Annotated in this window: 22 protein-coding genes; 7 read left to right on the top strand and 15 right to left on the bottom strand. The window is 51.9% G+C overall.

The features are described from left to right. Positions 1-76: 76 nt before the first annotated feature. Complete coding sequence (locus DHf2319_RS03935) at positions 77-448, top strand: DUF805 domain-containing protein (protein ID WP_243479501.1); 372 nt, start codon at positions 77-79, stop codon at positions 446-448. Between the two features lie 168 nt (positions 449-616). Here DHf2319_RS03935 and DHf2319_RS03940 read toward each other — a convergent pair whose 3' ends face one another. Beyond that, entirely contained in the window at positions 617-1,579 is a 963-nt protein-coding gene (locus DHf2319_RS03940; RefSeq protein ID WP_243479502.1) for an SLAC1 anion channel family protein, read from the bottom strand. 26 nt (positions 1,580-1,605) lie between these two features. Next, positions 1,606-2,802 (bottom strand): TsoY family (seleno)protein, encoded by a 1,197-nt coding sequence (locus DHf2319_RS03945; protein WP_243479504.1) that lies wholly within the window; start codon positions 2,800-2,802, stop codon positions 1,606-1,608. Positions 2,803-3,014: 212 nt separating this feature from the next. On the opposite strand from DHf2319_RS03945, the gene DHf2319_RS03950 reads away from it, so the two are divergent. Next, positions 3,015-3,488, top strand: a complete 474-nt coding sequence (locus DHf2319_RS03950) for a SixA phosphatase family protein (RefSeq protein WP_243479506.1) — start codon at positions 3,015-3,017, stop codon at positions 3,486-3,488. A gap of 98 nt (positions 3,489-3,586) precedes the next feature. Here DHf2319_RS03950 and DHf2319_RS03955 read toward each other — a convergent pair whose 3' ends face one another. The 5 genes from DHf2319_RS03955 to DHf2319_RS03975 form a co-directional block, all read right to left on the bottom strand. Next, positions 3,587-4,609, bottom strand: coding sequence for a cytochrome-c peroxidase (locus DHf2319_RS03955; protein WP_369810215.1), 1,023 nt, complete (start codon positions 4,607-4,609; stop codon positions 3,587-3,589). A 270-nt stretch (positions 4,610-4,879) separates the two neighbouring features. Continuing rightward, positions 4,880-5,386, bottom strand: coding sequence for a copper chaperone PCu(A)C (locus DHf2319_RS03960; protein ID WP_243479507.1), 507 nt, complete (start codon positions 5,384-5,386; stop codon positions 4,880-4,882). A gap of 115 nt (positions 5,387-5,501) precedes the next feature. Beyond that, the gene (locus DHf2319_RS03965; protein ID WP_243479508.1) at positions 5,502-5,906 is read right to left on the bottom strand and encodes a hypothetical protein; all 405 of its coding nucleotides are present in this window, start codon (positions 5,904-5,906) and stop codon (positions 5,502-5,504) included. Positions 5,907-5,984: 78 nt separating this feature from the next. After that, entirely contained in the window at positions 5,985-6,839 is an 855-nt protein-coding gene (locus tag DHf2319_RS03970; protein WP_243479510.1) for a pirin family protein, read from the bottom strand. A 36-nt stretch (positions 6,840-6,875) separates the two neighbouring features. Then, entirely contained in the window at positions 6,876-7,496 is a 621-nt protein-coding gene (locus DHf2319_RS03975; RefSeq protein WP_243479511.1) for an FMN-dependent NADH-azoreductase, read from the bottom strand. 116 nt (positions 7,497-7,612) lie between these two features. Here DHf2319_RS03975 and DHf2319_RS03980 point away from each other — a divergent pair, with 116 nt between their 5' ends. Beyond that, a complete protein-coding gene (locus tag DHf2319_RS03980) occupies positions 7,613-8,527 on the top strand; it encodes a LysR family transcriptional regulator (protein ID WP_243479512.1) in 915 nt (304 codons plus the stop codon). Positions 8,528-8,564: 37 nt separating this feature from the next. Here DHf2319_RS03980 and DHf2319_RS03985 read toward each other — a convergent pair whose 3' ends face one another. Then, the gene (locus DHf2319_RS03985; RefSeq protein ID WP_256462170.1) at positions 8,565-9,065 is read right to left on the bottom strand and encodes a flavodoxin family protein; all 501 of its coding nucleotides are present in this window, start codon (positions 9,063-9,065) and stop codon (positions 8,565-8,567) included. A 419-nt stretch (positions 9,066-9,484) separates the two neighbouring features. Between DHf2319_RS03985 and DHf2319_RS03990 the strand changes: the two genes are divergently transcribed. The 3 genes from DHf2319_RS03990 to DHf2319_RS04000 all read left to right on the top strand — a co-directional run bounded on the left by DHf2319_RS03990 (position 9,485) and on the right by DHf2319_RS04000 (position 11,791). Next, a complete protein-coding gene (locus DHf2319_RS03990) occupies positions 9,485-10,111 on the top strand; it encodes a TetR/AcrR family transcriptional regulator (protein ID WP_243479513.1) in 627 nt (208 codons plus the stop codon). Positions 10,112-10,238: 127 nt separating this feature from the next. Beyond that, positions 10,239-10,802, top strand: coding sequence for a metal-independent carbonic anhydrase family protein (locus tag DHf2319_RS03995; protein WP_243479514.1), 564 nt, complete (start codon positions 10,239-10,241; stop codon positions 10,800-10,802). Positions 10,803-11,044: 242 nt separating this feature from the next. Further along, positions 11,045-11,791, top strand: coding sequence for a TorF family putative porin (locus DHf2319_RS04000; protein ID WP_369810216.1), 747 nt, complete (start codon positions 11,045-11,047; stop codon positions 11,789-11,791). Positions 11,792-11,880: 89 nt separating this feature from the next. Here DHf2319_RS04000 and DHf2319_RS04005 read toward each other — a convergent pair whose 3' ends face one another. From DHf2319_RS04005 to DHf2319_RS04030, 6 genes are all read right to left on the bottom strand, one after another. Then, positions 11,881-12,312 carry a DUF4395 family protein gene (locus DHf2319_RS04005; RefSeq protein ID WP_243479516.1) on the bottom strand — a complete coding sequence of 144 codons (432 nt, stop codon included), beginning with the start codon at positions 12,310-12,312 and terminating at the stop codon, positions 11,881-11,883. Between the two features lie 181 nt (positions 12,313-12,493). Further along, the gene (locus DHf2319_RS04010; protein ID WP_243479517.1) at positions 12,494-13,423 is read right to left on the bottom strand and encodes an oxygenase MpaB family protein; all 930 of its coding nucleotides are present in this window, start codon (positions 13,421-13,423) and stop codon (positions 12,494-12,496) included. Beyond that, a complete protein-coding gene (locus DHf2319_RS04015) occupies positions 13,389-14,138 on the bottom strand; it encodes an SDR family oxidoreductase (protein WP_243479518.1) in 750 nt (249 codons plus the stop codon). Before DHf2319_RS04015 ends, DHf2319_RS04010 begins: the two co-directional genes overlap by 35 nt. A gap of 40 nt (positions 14,139-14,178) precedes the next feature. Continuing rightward, complete coding sequence (locus tag DHf2319_RS04020) at positions 14,179-14,832, bottom strand: DUF4286 family protein (RefSeq protein ID WP_243479519.1); 654 nt, start codon at positions 14,830-14,832, stop codon at positions 14,179-14,181. Between the two features lie 60 nt (positions 14,833-14,892). Beyond that, positions 14,893-16,254: an MmgE/PrpD family protein gene (locus tag DHf2319_RS04025; RefSeq protein WP_243479520.1), complete on the bottom strand. Its 1,362-nt coding sequence runs from the start codon at positions 16,252-16,254 to the stop codon at positions 14,893-14,895. Further along, positions 16,251-17,174, bottom strand: coding sequence for a histone deacetylase family protein (locus DHf2319_RS04030; protein WP_243479521.1), 924 nt, complete (start codon positions 17,172-17,174; stop codon positions 16,251-16,253). Before DHf2319_RS04030 ends, DHf2319_RS04025 begins: the two co-directional genes overlap by 4 nt. Positions 17,175-17,292: 118 nt before the next feature. On the opposite strand from DHf2319_RS04030, the gene DHf2319_RS04035 reads away from it, so the two are divergent. Then, a complete protein-coding gene (locus tag DHf2319_RS04035) occupies positions 17,293-18,207 on the top strand; it encodes a DUF6268 family outer membrane beta-barrel protein (RefSeq protein WP_243479522.1) in 915 nt (304 codons plus the stop codon). Here the strand turns inward: DHf2319_RS04035 and DHf2319_RS04040 are convergent. Beyond that, on the bottom strand, positions 18,185-18,853 hold the full coding sequence (locus tag DHf2319_RS04040; RefSeq protein ID WP_243479523.1) for a ceramidase: 669 nt from the start codon (positions 18,851-18,853) through the stop codon (positions 18,185-18,187). The genes DHf2319_RS04035 and DHf2319_RS04040 overlap by 23 nt on opposite strands. Positions 18,854-18,901 lie beyond the last annotated feature (48 nt).

An 18,901-nucleotide genomic window follows, 5' to 3' on the forward strand; every position in this document is an offset into this window, starting at 1 on the left:
CGATTGCGACGAGGTTTGTATGTCATGGCGCTATCCGTTAGCATCGTAGTTCTTGCAATCGGATAGGAAAACTGTGATGTCATTTTTTGAGGCCATCGCGTCTTGTTTCGGTAAGTACTCGACATTTACAGGGCGCGCATCGCGAGCGGAGTATTGGTGGTTCGTCTTGTTCACGATGCTGGCATGGCTGATCATCAATGCATTGGTGTCATCTTTTGCGGGGCCAGAGGTTGGCATTCCGACGGCGTATGTGTTTTTGTTCTTGGTCTTGCTGCCAAATCTGGCTGTTGGCGCTAGACGCTTGCATGACATGAACGTCTCTGCTTGGTGGTTGCTGTTGCATCTAACCGGCGTTGGTTCAATTGCTCTGTATGTCTGGATGTTGTTTCCAGGCTCTAGCGGCACAAACCGGTTTGGTGAACCGGTACTTGACCCAGAAGACCTATAAACGGGTACTCAGCCATAGATTTTGCACATATCACCAGCAGTAGGGCTGGGTTCGTAGAACACAATCAGCAAAAGCAATAATAAGACGATTGCAACCAGCGCAGCGATACATTCCTTGCCGCAATTCAAGCCGTCCTTATTCTTTGTACCAGACGATGACATGCTTGATTCAATGGGCTGGTTCGGGCGCAAGTAGCTTTCCAGCGAACAAAGTGACGAGGGTTTTATAGGCGAGATATAGAACCACCACGGTCAGCAGTGCTAATAGAGCCCAGGCCAGTGCCATGTAACCGAAGAGATTGGTTAATTGCCCCATTTGAAAACTGGCTACTGTCATGGCGGCGATTGGGAAGGAGTATGCCCAACCAGAGATAAAGAACGGTAGTTTTAAAAACCTGACCGCATTAATGCCTAGCAGCATAGCGAGAAATAGCGCCGTGAAATAGAGGATGCGGGCAAAGGCATCAAGCGTCATGCCATTGAGACTTAGGTACGACACAAATCCTACTGCGGGTGGTGCAAGCAGAATAAACAGTGTCGGGCGCATGCGGTCAATTAGCGCATCATGAAAAATCAAACGATTCATGACCAAGGTAGTCAGTACGATCCAAAACACGACACCAATACTAAAGAAAAACCAACTGATTTCTGATTGCCCAAGTCGCATACCGGCAATCGGCACCAGGATGTTACCTACCACAGGGATAAACCAGGCTGGGTTCAAATGCCCAACTTGGTAGTGTGAGTGATGGATCCAGCTATTCATGGTGAGCAATGTCGCCACTAGCATGGCGCAAACACCCACCCACCAGATGGGGGCGGCGATTGCCGAGTTGATTCCTGACCACAGTGTTGATACCAAAATAAAGCCAATCGGGATAGCCGCGAAGAAATTCAATTTGACGGGGTGCCGTGCTTCTTCGCACACAGCAGACCAGTATTTCGAAGCTTTTACTCCGTACATCAGTAACAAAAATGCCAACAGCACCGTCGTGACGACTGCTGCAGCTAAGCCGATACTGTTGGCAAGAGGCCAGCCCATGCTGCCTGCTTTGAGCCAGCCTAGTGTCAGACCAGACATACCCATGACGCTGGCAAAAATGGCAATGGGCATGTGCGCAAGTTTATTCATGGCAAACTCTGTCGTGTGAATGGCTTTTAATGTGAGCTCGCCATTGGTTGATTGGTTGCAGGACGTTGACGTAATCTATGTTTGCCCGGCATGGCATTGATCAAGAGATAGGCAAACAGCGCCAGCGTAGCAGCTTGAATGACAGCTAAAACGCCGTAAGCGACTGTGGTAGCTGATTCTGGTAGCCATCCCAGCGGAACCAGACCGTTAGATATGAAAAACATGCCCAGTACAAACAATCCCACGCCCGGACAAATCAGAGAAAAACTTGCGCCTTGAGGTTGTTCGCTCACCAGCGTGCGCCATCCGCCGGTTTGCTTAAGTGTTGGCGTAGCGATAAAAAAAATGAGAATCTGCGCCAGAAACAATATGCCAAGAATGGCTGTGACTGTACTTTGACCGATCGTTACTTCAAAGTGATGCTTGCCGGCCATCATGACACGGTAAGCGGCAATACCAAGCACAGTCAGAATCGGCACACCCATGAGCAAAGAGCCGGTAGCTGTCGCTGCGATAGGGTGGGCTCTAAGGCTTGGCAGTCTATCGATCAACACTCGAATTGCTGCCCAGATGGTCATGGCCGCTCCCACCAATGACAGCACGATACCGGTGGTGTGTATCCAGGTTGTGTCACTCATGGCTGCTGATGTAGAGAATCCGACTGTAATCATGGCAAATGCGAAAGTAGCCAACAACTCGATAAGACCTTTGCTTTGATAGGACAATCGATTAGTTCGAAGCAGCACTTGCTGGGCACGCCAGCGCCTGAATGCCACGATAAACAAAACCAGGAACACCAGAAGTGCGAACGGAAAGAGCCACTCTTTGATATTCCACAGACCGGGAATAAATACAAGAGCGACCACAAACCCCGCATTGACAGACATGGCGAGAACTAAAGGAGCCACCATCTTGAAAATATGCGCCTCGCCGGCGAACATGATGGCGCCCGCCTGCTGGGGTTGTTGTTTACCTTGATGTAGCCACCAGATCAACAAGCCGTAGTGAGCAAAAGCCAAGATGGCAACCATTGTGATTGCCAGCGATATCCAGCCAGCATCAGTCGCTGATTTTGCAGCCTGCAGTGTTTCATAAGTGGGCACCGGCGAATTGGGGTGTGGCGTCAGGAACATCAGCCACACAAAGAAGCTGACTGACAAGCCACCAGCACCGAGACTCGCTAAGCCATGTAACGGTGAAAACTCTACTTTATTGTGTCTCATGCTCGTGCTCCTTCGAAGGAGGGGATACCTCATCATTTTATAAATTTACATATTGTTGGCTTTGACTTGAGTCAATCTAAAGCAAAAAGATATCTCTTCGGTCGAGTCGTTATTGTTTCGAACAGTCACATTCGTGTTATCTGAACCGAGTTACGATGACAAATTGATAAGCCCGTCTCACCTTGCTTCTAAACTTTTGTGCGTCGCTCTTCATGAAAACACTTCTGCTGGTTCGTCACGCTAAAACAGCACCTGCTGGTCCTGACCAGACGGATCACGCTCGTGCGCTTGAAGACAGCGGGGTGACTGATGCTGGCAAGCTTGCGCACTACCTTAGGAAAAAAGACCTGGTTCCTGAGCAAATGCTGGTGAGCTCCGCTAACCGCACCCAATCGACCGCCCAGATTCTATTGGCCGCGTTTGATGGTCAAGATATTGATGTGGTGGTGTCGGATGAGCTGTATCTGGCAGATGTCTCATTCCTGGAGCAAGTGGTCATCAATGCAAGTGATGAGATCAGCACATTGATGATCGTGGGGCATAACCCAGGTTTGTCTGAATTGGCGTATCAATACGATCAACACGTGCAAGGTTTGCATCCTGCGCAAATGTTGCGTGTCGAATTTGATGTCAAGCATTGGGCTAACGTCAAGCGCAAGCATGTCGTTAAAACCCGGCTGGTGTGAGCAATGTCAGGCCGATCTGATATCGAAGTCGATGCATAAATGAAAAGGCCGGCAACACGTTGCCGGCCTGGGGGAGACACCCCTACGACGTTACTGGATTAATCAGCAAACGGCGTGGGACGTGGGGTAGCGTCAGATGACGGTGGCAGGATTGGCACAATGATCCGTGGCTGCTCACCTGTCAACGTTTTCAAGAAAGCTACGATTGCAGCATTCTCGTCTGGCGTGAACTTCTTGCCTAACTGCAGACGACCCATGATGTCCACAGCTTCAACGAGGGTGTCAGCGCCGCCATCGTGGAAGTAGGGATAGGTCAGCTCAACGTTACGTAGCGTCGGCACTTTGAAGTTAAAGCGGTCAGCATCCTTGCCGGTGACAGCCGAACGACCTTCCGCTGCAGCTGTAGTGTGATAGGGCTCAACCAGACCCATCTTCTGGAAGGAGTTGCCACCGAGTGCAGCGCCGTTGTGGCAAGCCACACAACCACTGGTCTTAAACAAATCCCAACCGCGCAATTCGGTCGGCGTCAGGGCGTCATCATCACCGGCTAACCATTTGTCAAACTTCGAGTGTGGGGTAACTAGCGTTTCTTCGAACGCGGCAATCGCATCAGTCACCATGTCGATGTTGATCTTGTCAGTGCCAAAGGCCTTACGGAATTCAACCGTATAACCAGGAACTGATTGCAGCATCTCGACCGCGAGTTCGTGCGTGAAAGCCATCTCGCCAGGGTTGGCAATCGGGCCACCGGCTTGTTCTTTCAAATCAGCTGCGCGACCATCCCAGAATTGAGCCACATTCAAGCTCGAGTTCAGCACGGTGGGTGAGTTGATCGGACCCTCTTGCCACTTGTCACCGATCGACGTCTTCAGATTGTCGGAACCACCACGTGACAGGTTATGACAGGAGTTGCAAGAAATGAACCCAGACTTTGACAGGCGGGGATCAAAAAACAGCATGGCGCCTAATTTGACCAACTGCGGGTCAGAAACCTTTGCAGGCTGAATAGGCTGCACGGGCTCTTGGCGCACGGACACGATCTCGTCATAAGCCATCGACACACCAGAAACGGATACGGCTGCAGTTGTGAACAGGGCAGCGGAGAGAGTTTTAAATTTCATGACTAGCCTCACTTGATATACCGGTCTCGTTCCGGCAGTTCCAAGGTAACAAGATTGCTAATCGATAGGGATAAACCAGAGGGGGAATTTTTGATTTTGATCAAAGATTGAATTTATGGAGATTTTCTGCTTGATCTAGATCAGATGTTAACGACCGCTAGATATATCGAAACACCTGCAATTAGATTCAATCTACAAAAAACGACTCCGTTGGAGTCGTTTTTTGTATCGCTTTGTTGCCAGTTTGCAACGGCATTGCGTTCATCGGAGTTAGTTGCCTTTCATCATGCCATGACCACCATGACCATGGCCCTGCATACCACCACCGCCCATATACGTGGGTGCCTTGACAGTGAAAGTCACCTCTGCGGATCGGCCATCAGAAAAGTTGAGCTTGACCGGGATGGATTCACCTTCTTTAAAGGGTTGTGTTAACCCAATGAACATGACGTGATAGCCCCCGGGTTGTAGTGTCACGGAACCGTTGGCGGGCACTGGAATTTCTTGAACCTCACGCATTTTGGCGACACCGTCCTCACGCACAATCGTGTGTAGTTCAATACGGTCGGCCCGGTCACTGTTGGCCGACACCATGGCGGCAGGTTGGCCCGATTTGTTGTCGATGATGAGATAGCCAGCACCATTTTTCTGGCCAGGTACTGAACCGCGGATCCAGGGATCGGTAAAACTTAGATCAGTGATATTAGGTTGGGCGGTGGCGATGTTTGCCATCAAGCCCAGCGTCGTTGCGCAAATAAGGGTTGCGATGCGTTTCATGAGTCAGTTTCCTTCTGTCTGTGCGATAAATAATAGGCTTTGACAACGCGAGTGTCTGTCAAACGTCAAAGACGCTGACAAAGGCCGCTCGCGAACAACTGCATTTAGATGTCAATCACACAGAGGGCGGTGCGCGTGGCGCAGCGCTTGGATTCAGGATGACTGTTTTACCAAGCCGTTGGCTAGAGCTGCCTATTGGCTTGCCATTGACCACCAAGGGTTCTCGCAACAAGCTGTCTTGTACATTGAACCGAAGTTGTGGCGGTGATACTGTGCACAGCGTGCAGCTGCCGGAAGAAGAACTCTTGCCTGGTTGCGCGTCTTGTTTGATCCCTTCTGGGGTCCAAATGATGTACTCGATGCCAGTGCTGGTACATACCGGTATTCGAATCTCATCATTGCTTCGTTCGGCAGCAATGCCATACCCAAACCCGAGCGCAAATTGTCCGAGCAGCACGGACAACAACACCAGCCAATGAACGGCTTGTTTATTGAGCTTCGACCGAAGTATTAGAGACATCGTTCGATTGTAAGTGATATGTTGCTATCCAGACTAGATGCACCAAGCAGCGCTGATTCGGACCTTGACCTTGGGGTGCTAGAGTGACTGCACCACCGCTGCTTCGAATTGTCCAGCCCGATAGTCTTGCAAGGTTTGATGGATCTGCTCGGTTGTATTCATGACAAACGGACCGTATTGGGCAATCGGTTCGTTTAGTGGCTTGCCAGCAATTAACAAGAGTCTGGAGGGTTCGTTGGCAGTGACCTCGAGTGCCTCGCCGTCATCGGTCAGGATGCCCATCTGACGGTCAGCGACTGTGGTGCCAGCGATCTGTGCGTTGCCGCGATAGGTGTAAACAAAAGCATGGTGACCTTTTGGAATTGCCTGCGTGAAAGAGGTGTTGGCCGGCAAATGGAGATCCAGAAACAGGGGTTCGGTGTCGGGCCGTGTGACCGCACCCGGCATTCCGTGGCTATGGCCGGCGATCACGCGTACCAACACACCGTCGTCTGTGGTGAATTCCGGAATCGAGTCTGGTGAAATATCTCGATAGCTTGGCTTGATCATTTTGCGCTCGGCGGGCAGATTCAGCCATAACTGAAAGCCTTCCATCAGGCCTTCTTCCTGCTCCGGCAACTCTGAGTGGATTAATCCGCTGCCGGCTGTCATCCACTGCACGCCGCCTGGTCCAAGCAACCCTTCGTTACCAGCACTGTCGCGATGCCGCATGCGACCGGCAATCATGTACGTCACCGTCTCAAACCCGCGATGTGGATGATCTGGGAATCCGCCAATGTAGTCATCGGGGTTGTCGTTACGAAATGCATCAAGCATCAGAAACGGATCTAGCCTGCGTTGCAGATCTTGCGTCAGTACGCGGGTTAACTTAACGCCAGCACCGTCAGCCGTTTGCACACCTTGCACGAGTCGTTCAACTTTTCTGGGTTGCATGCGGTATCTCTCCTTGGTAGCTGTTGGCTTTCAGGTTCAGGCAGTCGCGGGTTGAGCGCTTGCAAATAAGGCTTCGATTTGTCTGTGCGCTTGGAGCATCGCTTTTTCTGCTATCTCAGTGCCCATGGCCAAACCCTCAGCATAAATCCACTCTACATCGGTCATGCCCAGAAACCCCAACATGGTTTTAAGGTAAGGCACTTGCGAATCATTCGGCGTGTCGCGATAGATGCCGCCGCGCGCTAGCGCCACGTAAACCTTCTTACCCTTAAGCAAACCTTCTGGGCCGTTTTCTGTGTAGCGAAATGTGACACCTGCTCGTGCAATGGCGTCAAACCAACTCTTTAGTTGTGCCGGAATGCCAAAGTTGTACATCGGCACGCCCATCACCAATACGTCAGCGGCTTGCACTTGGGCGATGACTGCATCATCGATCGCAACCCGGGCGCTTTGCTCGGCTGAACGTTCTGGTTCGGCAGTGAACAAAGCTTTCAGAGCGTGGCTATCGAGCGTTGGGTGCGGTTCGTGGCCAAGATCACGTACCTGTACGTGTGTAGCTGAGTTTGCAGCTTTTAGTTGTGCGACCACGGCGTTAGCAAGTTTTGTCGAGCTCGAGTCATCGCCGCGTGCGCTGGAATTGATCTGCAATATATTCATGATAGGTCCCGGTTGTTTTTGGTAATAGAAGCAGTTTATTATCCATTTTTATGCTTATAAACCATTAAAAATGGATAATATTGTTCTATAAATGAAACAATAAGCGTGTGTTTTCAATGATCTCTAACCCAACTCAACTCGCTGACGCCAACGATTTGATCTTATTTGCCGAGCTAGTCGAAGCCGGAGGGTTTACGGCACTCTCGAGGCAGATGGATTTGCCCAAATCCACCATTTCTCGTCGTATCGCCGCTTTAGAGACGCGACTCGGCCAGCGCTTGCTAACTCGTACAACCCGCCGACTGATAGTGACTGATTTTGGGGAACGCATGCTAGAGCATGCTCGCCGCTTGCAAGAAGAGTGGCAAGGTGCATTGGCATTGGCGCAACACGAGCAGGTCAAACCGCAAGGGCTGCTGCGCGTATCGTTGCCGCCAGACCTCGCACAGCTTGAGCTCGGTTCCATGCTTATCCAGTTCGCCGCGCGCTATCCGGACGTTCGGGTAGAGCTCGACCTGTCGGCTAGGCGCGTGGATCTTTTAGCGGAACGCTTTGACTTGGCTGTGCGTATTGCAGGGCAGTTACCCGATGACGCGACCTTGGTGGCGCGTAAGCTTTGCGATATGAGCGTGCATTTATACGCCAGCGCTGCTTATTTGCGTCAATTTGGATACCCTGAGCACCCCAGCGAGTTGTTGTCTCACACGTGTTTACGGTTAATCAGCAGCAGCGGTGAATCGGTTGCCTGGCGTCTACATGGCGAGCAGGGCAGTTGGGAGGGATTGCCAACAGGACCCATGTCCTCAAATTCGCCATCCTTGCAGCGGCAACTGGCGATCAACGGCATGGGTATTGTGGCCTTGGCCGATGTGCTAGTCACTCAGGAGGTTTCTCAGGGTCTTCTACAGCGAGTCTTGCCCGATTGGTCACTGCCTACCCTAGCAGTTTGGTGTGTCACACCAGGTAGACGGTTGCTACCGTCTAGAACCAGAGCCTTTATGGCGTTACTGCAATCGACGATGTCGGCTTAGCCAACATGAGTTGCCAAGTTCGGTAAAAACTCACTCTTTAAAACATCCCCATGCCAAGGCCAGCGCCCAACATGGCCCCTAGCTCTACGCAGGGGTCTAGTTCTGATTCGGTCAATTGTTTCGTGGCGAGGATACGCTCAGGTGTTTGAGCACGGACGTTGATGATAATAGGGGGCGCGACTGCCTTGAGTCGCCAGCCAGTCACGATCCGCTCGATTTGTTTGACGGCACCTTGCCCATCACTGCCCGCGCACACCATGACGGCATATGGTTTGCCTTGCAGCCTTTCAAGGCACGGGTAATAGGTTCTGTCAAAGCAGTCCTTCATCAACCCGCTCATACTACCGAGATATTCTGGCGTTGCAAAAACATAGCCATCTGCGCGCAGAATGTCATCGGTATCGGTTTGGCTAGCATGCTTGAGAACCACGCTAACACTTGGGTCAGCTCGGGCGCCCTGGGCACACGCCTGTGCCATTTGATGGGTGCCACCGGTCATAGAGTGGTAGATGATTAACAGCTCGGCTCGGGATGGCAGAGACACGTTCATTATGGGCCAGTGGGTTTTGAATATCGGTGTGGATAGCAGAAAATACCAACCAGTTTCTTATTTTACTTAAGCAAAACGAACTCATCATTTTGCGGTTATGGTGAGGCAAGGCTTCGCTTCGATGTCCAGCTCCCAGGTTCGTATAGACCCGTGCGGTGAGCTTTTATCAAAAGCGTAAATTTTTTGTCATGGATTCTGCCCAGCTAATGCTAAATTCATGCTTGAACGTAATAGACTCGCGTATCGATGTTTGAGAATAGTGCGTGATTTCTTGGTTTGGTATCGCCCAGAAAATCAGATGGGAGAAGGTCGTGGCAGCAAATCAATCAATGGCTGGCAACCGAGCGATGGTTGCTACCTTAATAGTCATTATTTTGTCAGTAGCATTTTTAGTCTGGTTAAATCACATGTCTACAACCACCACAATACCGCGAGGCCAGCTCAAAGGCGCGATCATTCAATACGCCATGGCCTATGTTGAAAAGAACGGTTACAAAGACTTAAACCTAGATACCGTCAGCCGTGACTTGAACGTAAGCCACGGGGCGCCGTATCGCCATTTCAAAACCAAAACCGATTTATTAGCCAGCCTTGCATACGACGGATTCAACGACTTGGCTGATACTCAGACTGAGTTCCTGTCTCGACATCCTGAAGGTTCTCGCGACCAGTTAATCGCATTAAGTGAGGCTTATGTCGACTTTTTGGTTCGACGGGAACGACTATACGATGTGATGTGGGATTTCACGTGGACCCCAGACATCAACCAGGAAACCGCAGCAGCTGGTCGCCGTACATTTTTGATACATATCGGTGCCATCAAGTCTTATATTGACACGCAGGGGCTAGATCCCGAATTGCAGGACGAGATGGCGATGAACGTATGGGCTTTTTTGCACGGCTTGGCGGTTCTGGCCCTGCATAAGGAAGCGATCGTCAAGCCAACGCCAGAGCGTTTGAATATGCTCGTTCGATCTGGAATGAACGCCATGCTCGATGGTTACGATCAACGTCGAAATAAAAATCTTCATTAGTGGATTTGCCCCCATTATTTGTCAGCCTTAGAGTTTCTTGTGGGTAATGTTCTCAAGTGACTGAAAGTTACGTTAATATCCGGATACTGTGACCTACAGTAACTTATAGAAATTCAAGGAGATTCTGATGCGAGCTATTTTCGTAGCGTTGGCCAGTACGGCTGCAATGGGCTTATCGACTGCCGGCATGGCCTCTGAGATGGCAACTGTGAATCGGGCAATCACCGAGCAAGAGGTCTTCAATGCTCAGCAGGCTTGGTGTAAAGCGCTCGTCGACATCAGTCATGTGAATGCCACACAAGGGCAAGCTGCCGCTAAGGCTCTGGCAACGCAGATTATTGATTCAGCCTACGGTTATCAGCTTGGCACGGTGTTATTTAAGCCGACGTTAACAGTTAATCCTCAAACATTTCGCACCAGTCGTCGCGGTGCCATAGCCTACTTTGTGGGTGGCGATAGCGCTTTTCCACAGGACAGTGGATTTGCACTGAAGGATTGGACCCAGTGCCGGACCGATACTGCCGGCATTTTGCTGCTTGGCAACAGTGCCACCTCGATGGGTAAGGTCATTCTGACCGATAAAAACGGTAATGTCGTCACCGTCGATAAGACGTGGGGATGGGTCAAAGACGACAATGGTCAGCTGCGCATTGTTCTGCACCACTCTTCGCTGGAACATGACGCCAATTAAATCAGTCGATTGCTAATCCCACAATTGCAGGGCCATGAACGGCCCTGCAATTTTTTGACGCGGCGCACAACTTTGGATCGTCCCGACCCAACTTAGGTGCAAAAACCGACCCTTGCTGGTGATAGGTCGGTTTTTTTCTTGGCTCCAAGCTGGCACGATTCCTGCTTTACCCTGTTTGCGGCTAGGTTTATTGGCCGACATGCTGATTACTCGATCGCATGTTGAACCTTTTGCAGGAATTCATGATGAATACCAAACGATTGCTCTCGTGTATCTTGGCGGCACCAGTGCTTGCCATTTCCGCTAATGCCAGCGCCGAGGGTACAGACCTCGGACACGGTTTTAACCTGTCTGGCAACATCACAGTGATTAACGATTATCGTTTCAGGGGTTACACCCAGACCAACTTCAAGCCGGCTGCCCAGGTTGGGATAGACCTAACCCATGAGTCGGGTTTCTATATCGGTAACTGGAACTCCAACGTGGGTTGGACCACCGGCACATCGCTTGAAATGGATTTCTATGGTGGTTGGAGTGGCGAGGTGCAGGGCATCGGTTTGGATGTGGGCGTTATTCAATATGCCTATCCGGGTGCAGACATGGAAGTCTCCCCCAACACATTTGAAATTTATGCTGGTGTAAGCAAGGGTCCATTTGGGTTGAAGGTCTACTACACGCCGACCAATTGGTTTGGTTACGCCGATTCGAAGAATGCTTGGTATTTTGATGGTTCAGCGGGATTCGACCTCGGTGACGGTTGGTCGATTGGCCTACACGCGGGCTATCAGGTACTACAGAATGTGACCAATGCAGACGGTAATAATGTCAGTGGATATTTTGATTACAAAGCCGGGATTTCCAAGGACATCAAAGGTTGGGTGTTTGACCTGAGCGTGGTTGGTGCATCGACTGACGATCTGTTTCTGAGCTCTCAGGGTCATCCGGCAGGCCGGGTTGGAGCTCTATTCTCGATTGCCAAGTCGTTCTGAGTCATCACCGTGCCAAGTGCAAAGCGCCTGCAACCTAAGAGGGTTGCAGGCTTGGGTATTGGCGCTTGGTGCGCGACCAAGCACACGTCTTAGCCTGTCATCTTGGGAGGAAACAGCTTGTACCAGAAGCCGTACACCCAGCATGCTGCGCAGAAAGAAAAGGCCCACTCAAGGGTTGAGAAGATCACCAGAGCGATGGTCGGCACCACCCAGAAACTGTTGCCCATGAAATACAACACGCTAGCGACGGTGGCCGCGATGAACAAGATCTTGTTGGCGAACATCTTGGCGCCAGCATTTTCTTTAGCACCAGCACGGTTTATGCTCTCAAGCAATTTGGCAAACCCTCGGTGCGAAGGACATTTGTAGTGCCCTAGAAAACCTCTGACCAAGCCCATGAGGGCGAGCACTGGAAGCAAATACGGGAATCCTAGCAGTGCAACACTGCAGACCATGAAAGTAACAAACGCCTCTAGGCGGATAACGTTGGCATTAACGGGCGGCACATCAAAACGTAGCATGGCGGGCTCTCCTTGGAAATTTTGCTGATGACAACATTATATATAAATATAAATTACATACAAGTAAATTGTTTGGGCGGTTTGTGTGTAAGCCCAGCCAATGGTCGAGGGTCGAGCTCTCTGGTACGCAGGTTCAATGAAGGGATACTGCAGAGAAATAATGACTGCTGCGCTTGTGGGTTCAGCCCCGCGGTTTGGCTAAACGTTGACGGGCATGAGCGCTAACCCCCTCGGTGGCCAAGGTCCATTCAATCGGGACACTGGCGATTGCCAGGGCGTGTTGGGTGATGTGTCGGCACCAGGCTGGTCGCTCTGCTTGGCCAAGATCAGCCAACACCCAGGCGGGCAATAGATCGAATGCGGCATCTACGATCAGCCGGACAAACGGTCGGTCTCTGCGCCGACAAGGAAAGTTTTTAATGAGCTCAACGACCTCGTGCACCCGGTCATCAACGCTCAATTCAGAGCGATAGGACAACAGCATCTGTTCTGCACTCGCGACACTTTGAGGCAAGTCGACTGCACCGAGTGCTTCACCAATACGTTGCATCTCTACAAAGTATTGATTTTGCATGAACAAGGGCAGCCGGGTGTCGCCATGGATGCAGTAGCTTTTCAGGAAACTAATCGTTTCGCCCAAATGTACCCAGCGCAGCAGGTGGGGATCACGTGCATCGTATGGTTTGCCGTCTGGCCTTAGGCCATTGACGCGCGCATGGATCTGATTGACTTGGTTGATCGCTGCTTGCGCCATCTCATGGCCACCGTAGGTGGTGGCGGCAATAAAGTAGGCAGTGCGTCCGAGACGGGCGCGTAAATTTACTCGGAAACTGGAATGGTCCCAAACACCAGCGAGTGCACCCGGATGCATTGATTGAATGAGCAAAGATGACAGTCCACCCACCAGCATGGACACCAGGTGAGCGTGCACTTTCCACGTAACGCTGGCTGGCCCAAACCAGCCAGGGTCACCTTCAGGCTGCAGGAAGGCAACCGGTGGGCCGGTCGTTGAGCCCGTCATTGCCCGGATCTGCTGGGCCAACGCTTGGCGCAGCCGGGTTTGTAGAGCGGTACGATTAGCGGCCGCCACCGACATCGAGCGTTGCGCCATGGACATAGGAGGCCTGATCGGAGGCTAGCCAAATCACCGCTTGTGCAATCTCCTCTGGCTGGCCTATCCGTTTCATCGGCACCAGTGTGCGAGCAAGTTCGGTGGCAACAGCGAGCCCACCGCGGCCATTCTGTATGTCGGTCGCAATCAAGCCCGGGCGAATAGCATTGACCCGAATGCCTAGCTCGCCAACCTCATTTGCAAGTGCCAAATTGAAGCCGTCAACGGCAGATTTGGAGGCAGAATAGGCATTGCCACCCGGCATGGAACAGAGTTTTGCAGCGGCAGAGGACATGTTGATAATGACCCCTCCGCGACCGCCATTGGCAGTAGACATTCGTTTGACGGCTTCACGGCTGCAGTAGTAGAGACTAAACACGTTAGCCTCAAACGTACGATGCACAGCCTGCGGATCTGCGTCCAGAATGCTGAATGTTTCGAGTATGCCCGCATTGTTAACCAAAACGTCCAGCGTGCCAAAGGTTGAATCAATCGCTTCGAACAATTCAACGACTTCATGATTGTTGGCCACATTGGCTTTGAAGGTTTTGGCAATACCGCCCACTGATTCGATACTTTGAACCACCGCTTTGGCAGCCGCGTCATTCGACACGTAATTCACGGCCACTTGATAGCCGTGTTCGGCAGCCAACAATGCGGTGGCTGCACCAATACCGCGGCTAGCGCCGGTAATCAGCATGGTTTTAGCGGCCATTGCTTCCTCTTTTCTGGTTGATGTTTGGTATCTGCAAATTCTAGAGCTCAGCTTTGGCCAAGTCCCACAGTAACTGGTAGCTGCCTGAGGAAATTAGCTCATATCCATCATCGGCAAAACGCTCGTGTGCAAATTGACGGCTGGCTGACACCGAGGTGCCTTCAATCAACACAAACCAATCGGCTGCACCGGGGTTTGGTTTGTCCGGTTCAGTCAGTGACTTGGACAATTCCGGATCGCTTTCAATAAGGTGGATCGAGATCATGCCGGGCAAGCTGCCCGGATCGAGTGTCGCAGCCAGGCTTTGGCGGACTTGTTCGGCCAGGTGAAGCTTCGGGCGAAGTCTCACGACGGTCATGGCTGCCCCGCGGCCTTGCCCACGTGACACGGTAATTCGTCCCACGACTCGGATCATGTCTTTAAAGCGAGCAATATTGGTTTTTGACCATTCGGTTTGATTGGCAAGTGCTTGTTGATAGGCTGCGCTACTCAAGTCTTCGAACCTGTTTGTGGTGTAAGTGGCAAAGTACTTGGGATTTGCGTCAATGGCTTGGTAGCGCCGCGCCTCGAGGAAGCCTTCAATCGATACGCGCTCTGCAATGTGCTCACGGTCATACCAAAGGTTGAACTCGTCCTCATGAGTCGGATTGATGTTCATGGATGTGATCAAAATGCCTTTGCCAGAGATAGGCATGGTGTGTGTTCTCCGTAAGTGGCTGGATTATCAATTTACTTTGATGGCTGACATTCGTACTTATTTAAAAAGGTCATGCACATCAGACACTTTGTCTAATGCAGTCAGGTTCGCGTACAACTCATGTAGATTTTTGTTACCTGTTCTTTGATGATCATCGATTAACCCGCAACATTGCATGAATTTCTCTTCACGCTGCTGTTGTGACAAAGGCCGTTTGGGGCTAGCCAACATGTTGTCAATCTTGGTTTGAAACACTTGTCCATTGCTGAGCACCACTTCGATGGTAACTGGGGTAAAGGCATTTGGATCAGGATTGTCATCAACCCGCATGGTGACTTTTTGTGCGAGTTCGAAAGTCTGTGGGTCGGCGAGTTCGTCATCAAAATAGTGTTTGGGCTCCAGATGTCCGTGCTGCATGATTTTTGCCAGTACATAGGGCATACAAAGCCGAGCATAGTTTGGGCTCGGATTAAGCAGCGGTGGGCGGTTAACCAACCGACTGATGAGCGAGGGGCCGGTTACAACGACCGACTTGATTGACTCGGTCGCAAGTTTGTGTTCTCGCAACATATTCAGTAGCCCCTCAACGCCTGCGTGAGTTGCTCGCCCGCTTGGATAGGGCTTATGGCTGAACTCATCAATGCGCCAAACCCTGCCAAGTTCATCAAGTAATGGCTCGAGGGTGAAGTCGCGTTCAAACATGGCTAGGTAGCCACACTCGCCACTGATCGGGTTATCAAGTGACTGAAGCTCGGTTTGGGCGAGTTCGCATGATTGCCATGCTGCTCTGGCATTGAAACTGACTTGCAAGGGCAGCACCGGTCGACCCTCCCGATGGCCTTGCATGGTGCCACTGGCTTGCGCCAGTTGAAACCCCCATGCAGCGATCACCTGATCAAGCGCCAGTCCTCTAAGCTTGGCCAGACCGGCGACTGCGCCAAAGCCGCCTGCGGTCGCCGGCCTAAAAAATTGCATCGCCTGGTTGGCCGCTAGTCCGAGTGTGCACGCCACATCGATGCCCACGACCACCGCGGTGATGAGTTCTTTGCCGCTGATACCCTCGCGGGATTGTGCTTGTGCAATGAGTACCGGCAATAGTGTCGCCATGGCATGGACAACGGCTCCCTCGTGCACACAGTCGTACTCCTGGCAATGCACATTAAATGCGTTTGCCATAATGGCATTCGGTGCCGACAGACCAAGGTTGGCTCCCCAAATCGCAACCGGCCCGCCGGGATCAATACTTTTCAGTGCTTCTAGTAGTTGTTGCGCCTGCGGCACAGCTGTGCCGGCGATGCCAACCGACAATGTGTCGGTGATGAAAGTCTTGGCGCAATTTATCGTATGTTCGGTCAAGTCCTCGTATCGAGTACTCACCACATGCTTGGCTAGACGCCATTCTGCTGAATGAGTGGTCAAGCGGAGGTCTCCATTTGTTTATGATTAATGGCTCGCCAGTGATCGAGCGCTCGTGAGATCGTTTGTACGTGTACTCGAACTGTATTGTTTATGTCGGTGCCATATCCTCCGGCCATCGTGACCGCGACACCTATGTTCAATGATTTGGCGAAGGCGAACACGCGGTCATCGCGCGCTTGCAACCCTGCAAAGGTGAGGTTTAATCGTCCGAGCCGATCGGCTTCATGCGGATCCGCGCCGGCGAGATAAATCAGTAATTCAGGTTTGAATCGGTCCGTCAGTTGATTGAGTGCAGCGTCAAGCGCCGTCAGATATTCATCGTCTGTGCAACCGTCCGGGAGTCCGACATCGAGATCGCTTGGCTCTTTACGAAACGGAAAATTTTTCTCGCCGTGTAGCGACAGCGTGAAGATGCTTGGGTCGCGCTTCAGAATGCTGGCAGTCCCATTGCCCTGGTGAACGTCAAGGTCTATGATCGCCACGCGCTTGATACCATGCGTTCGCTGCATTACGCGGGCAGCAACCGCTGCGTCGTTGAACACACAAAAACCGCTGCCTTTGTCACGGTAGGCGTGGTGAGTCCCGCCTGCCAGATTCACCGCAATGCCGCCTTCTAAGGCGGCGTTGGTTGCTGCGATGGTGGCGCCCACTGATCGGCGTGAGCGCTCGACCATGCCAGGGCTCCAGGGAAAGCCAATTTCACGTTGGGCTTGTGGGGCCAGCGTGCCAGTGATGACACGCTGCAAATAGACGGGATCATGTGCTAGCAGTAATTGGGTGTCAGTCGCTGCGGGCGCTTCAACCAAATTGAGGTCAGGCAGTTGCTCTACCTGCTCCCGTGTGAGCCGATATTTCGCCATGGGAAAGCGGTGACCCTCCGGCAGTGGTAACACAAAATGGTCGGTATAGAAGGCTTTCACGGTTGCACTCGCATAAAAACACTGGATAGCCAATTTGCACGGACGAGTTTTTGTTTGACTCGAGGTATTCTCGGGCTATGCTGAAAGTTACACCAGCGGCGCAATCAGGGGTAGTGCAATGAAACTTTCACGATTTCAGGCGATGACCGCTTTTTCCTTGGTTTTGGCGGGCGTCGGGCTGCCCGCAAGCGGTCAGCCCATGCAGACGGGTCAGACCATCACATCGTTTTCTTTGACGGGCTTTAATCAGTTCAAGACTGATATGAACGAAGGCGGCAGCTTCAACTGGTATGAGGCAAACGCCCGATTAGGGCTCAATCGCCAATTCACGCCTAACTGGGGAGTTGGCCTATTTGCCGAGTATGGCTATCAGCATTGGTCCTGGAGTGACCCAGTGGCTTTTGGGGGGGAATCGCCGTGGACGGGCATCAGTACGCCACAACTAGGATTCAGCGTTTCTTATTCGCCCACGGCAGCTTGGCGTTTCAGTATCAGCCCGTCAATTGAATGGGCTGCCGAAACTGGTGTCGGCACCGCCAATGCATCAACCTACGGTGCCGTATTTTTGGGTACGCACACCATTTCGCCGAACCTGACGCTAGGGTTGGGTGCGGGTGTATTTCGCCAGATCAATGAGAATCGGGTGTTTCCGTTTCTGGCGGTGAATTGGCGTATCAATGACCAATGGACCTTGAGTAATCCTCTACCGGCTGGCCCAGCCGGTGGTGCTGGCCTGGAATTGTCCTACAAGATCGATAATCAATGGACTGTTGGTGCCGGCGGTGCCTACCGCTCGTATCGGTTCAGGCTAAATGACAACGGTCCGTATGCAGGGGGCATCGGGCAAAACCGGGTCATACCCGTGTTCGCGCGCGTCAGCTATCAGCTCATGCCTGGTACGCGAATTGATCTGTATGGGGTTGCCAGCACGGGGGGGAATGTTCAGGCGCAATCAGCCGACGGCAGCCAAACCTGGAACTCGGACTACAAGACAGGCTTGGGATTGGGGCTTAATCTTTCGCATCGGTTCTAGACGCTGTGTCGCTTGCACCGAGCAGCAAGGCGCGGGCACTCGCATAAAGGACGGTGGCGTTTAACACGTGCCAAAGCCAATGCGTCCCGCCTATCTGCTCGCACAGTGGCAAGTCTAACTGTCGGGCAGTCATTGAAATCATAAACAGGCCAGCCGTAACCCACAACCAGATACATACTTTTCGGTGATTGGTCGCTGACAGGGTGGCAAGGCCGATGACGTAGAACCAAGCACCGAGGTAGCTGCCAGGTGGCAAATCTGGTAAGACCGATGTCAGAGCATGAGTAGCGATGCTTGCGGTGGCAATCAACAGAATTAAAGCTGTCACGCTTGAGGCTTTGACCATCAGTGTCGATCTGGTCACCCACTTAGGCCAAAGCCAGGCGTAGGTGACCAGATAAACGCCAATGAACAGGACGTCTAGAAACCCCGTCAAACGATTGGCAAATGTGTGAAACAAAAAACTGCCCGCGCCAATCAACACAATCAGCAATGCCAGTGTGCGCGCTGGTGGTTCTCTATGCGCCAAAACGAATAAGCCCGCGATCACAAACGCAAGATTAGTCCACGCGTTCACGGGTTCAGCCCAAAAGCTGGGGTCGGTGCGTTCACAGTAGATATCGGCAGGCTGGAACCAGTCAGTCATGTTTGTTCAGACGCGTTTTTCTGAAATCATAGGCTGTAACTTGGCTAG

This window comes from Orrella daihaiensis (assembly GCF_022811525.1).
Lineage (GTDB): Bacteria > Pseudomonadota > Gammaproteobacteria > Burkholderiales > Burkholderiaceae_B > Algicoccus > Algicoccus daihaiensis.